Annotated in this window: 1 protein-coding gene; it reads right to left on the bottom strand. The window is 71.9% G+C overall.

All coding sequences use genetic code 11. The features are described from left to right. Positions 1-1,965 (bottom strand): PAS domain-containing protein (locus D7V93_RS45600; protein ID WP_158623981.1); only part of this gene is annotated, 1,965 nt, incomplete at its 3' end. Positions 1,966-1,976 lie beyond the last annotated feature (11 nt).

Here is a 1,976-nt window from a genome sequence, read left to right as displayed (position 1 = left end):
CCACAGGCCCCGCCCGTCCCCCGAACGCCGCACCCGCAGCTCGCGCGTCGGCCAGGCCGCCTCGACCTCGTCCACCACGCCGCGCGCCAGCTCATGCAGGTCCGCCGACCGCCGCTCGATGCGGATGCCGCCTCCCAGGCGCGCCTGGGTGAAGTCCAGCAGGTCCTTCACCATGCGCGTCGCCCGCTCGGCCGCGTTCTGGATGCGCGTCACGCTCTTGCGGCTGCGCTCGTCCAGGTCCTCGCGCCGCGCCATCGCGGTGACGCCCAGCAGGATGGCGCCCAGCGGGTTGCGCAGGTCGTGGCTCACGATGCCGATGAGGTGCTGCTCGAACTCCGCCTGCTGTTTGAGCGCCTCCTCCATCCGGCGCTGCGCCGTGATGTCCTGGAGGAGCGCGACGTAGCCATTCGCCCTGCCCTCCGCGTCCCGGTAGGGATTGAAGGTCATCTTCACGTCCCGGGTGCCCCCGAGGCGGTAGGGCACACCGAGCTGCTCGAAGGAGAGGCTCTCCCCGGCCAGGCCTCGCCGCACGTAGGGCCCCAGCACCTCGTAGGCCGCCTCCCCGATGATCTCCCGGAGGGGGCGCCCGACCAGGTCTTCCCGGGAGCAGCCGAACCAGTCCTCATAGGCCCTGTTGGCGAAGCCGTAGCGCTCGTCCGCCGTCACCAGGGAGACGAGGACCGGGATCGCGTCCGTCACCTGACGCAACTGGGTCTCACTCGCCCGGACCTTCTCCGCCAGGACCTCCACGCGCTGCCGCGCCCGCACCTGCTCGGTGATGTCCAGGCCGAAGACGACGATGCCCTCCACCTGGCCCCGGGCGTCGCGCATCGGCTGGTAGACGAAGTCGACGTACGCGTCCTCCAGCTCGCCGGTGCCGTGCCGGTCGAAGCGCACGAAGGTCTCGCGCCCGATGTGCGGCGTGCCCGTGCGGTAGACGCCGTCCAGGAGCGCCACGAACCCCTGCGGCACCAGCTCCGGCAGCGCCTGGGCGACGGGGAGATCCACCAGCTTGCGCGTGACACCGACGTGCCGCTGGTAGGGCATGTTGACCACCTCGTACACGTGCTCGGGCCCGCTCAACAGGGCGAGGAAGGCGGGCGCGTGGTCGAAGAGGCTGAGCAGCCGGTTGTGCGCGGCTTCCACCTCGCCCAGCAGCTTCTCGCGCTCGTCGGCCGCCCGCTTTCGCACGGTGATGTCGATGAGGGTGCCCAGCAGGCGCACGGGCCTTCCGTCCGGACCGCGGGTCACCTGGCCCCGGGCCTCCACCCACCGGACCTCCCCCTCCCCGGAGGGCAAGAGCCGGTGCTCGACCTGGAAGAGACCTCCGTTGCGCCCCGTACAGGCCTCTTCGATGCCCCGTGACAGCCGCGCCCGGTCCTCCGGGTGACAGGCGCGGGCGGTCTGCTCGAGCGTGAAGGGCACGCCTCCGGCCAGGCCGATGACGGCCCGGAAGCGGGTGTCCGCCTCCCCCTGCCCGGTGGCCAGGTCCAGGCTGAAGCTGCCCGCATCCAGACCCTCCACGACGAGGCGCAGGTGCTCCTCGCTCTCCGCGAGCCTCGCCACCAGCGCCTCGCCGCGCTGGTGGTGCTCCGAAACGCCCTCGGTGATGGCGGTGGAGAAGAAGCGCGAGAGGATGCGCATCTCGGAGAACGTCACCGGAAGCTGGCGCGCCTCCACACACTCCAGGATGAGGTCGTTCAGCAGGTTGTACTCGCTGACGAGCGCCTTCAGGCTGAAGCCGATGCGGTGGCGCTGGCGCCCGTGCTCCCGCGCCGTCGGCATCGTCTCCGGGACGGCGCCACGGCGCAGGCAGGAGGCCAGCTCGCCCAGCACGCCCGGGATGTGATCGCGCAGCTCGGGCCCGGTGCGCGCCCCGGGAGCGAACCGCTCCTGGACCTGCGCCACCCAGCGCTGGACCAGCGGATCCAGCTCCGCTTCGATCAGCTCCGCGAGCAGGCTCACGCCCCCTCCCC

It is taken from the genome of Corallococcus llansteffanensis (assembly GCF_003612055.1).
Taxonomy (GTDB): domain Bacteria; phylum Myxococcota; class Myxococcia; order Myxococcales; family Myxococcaceae; genus Corallococcus; species Corallococcus llansteffanensis.
Note: the sequence above shows the minus strand (reverse complement) of the source record. Positions and strands in the feature narration are given on the sequence as shown.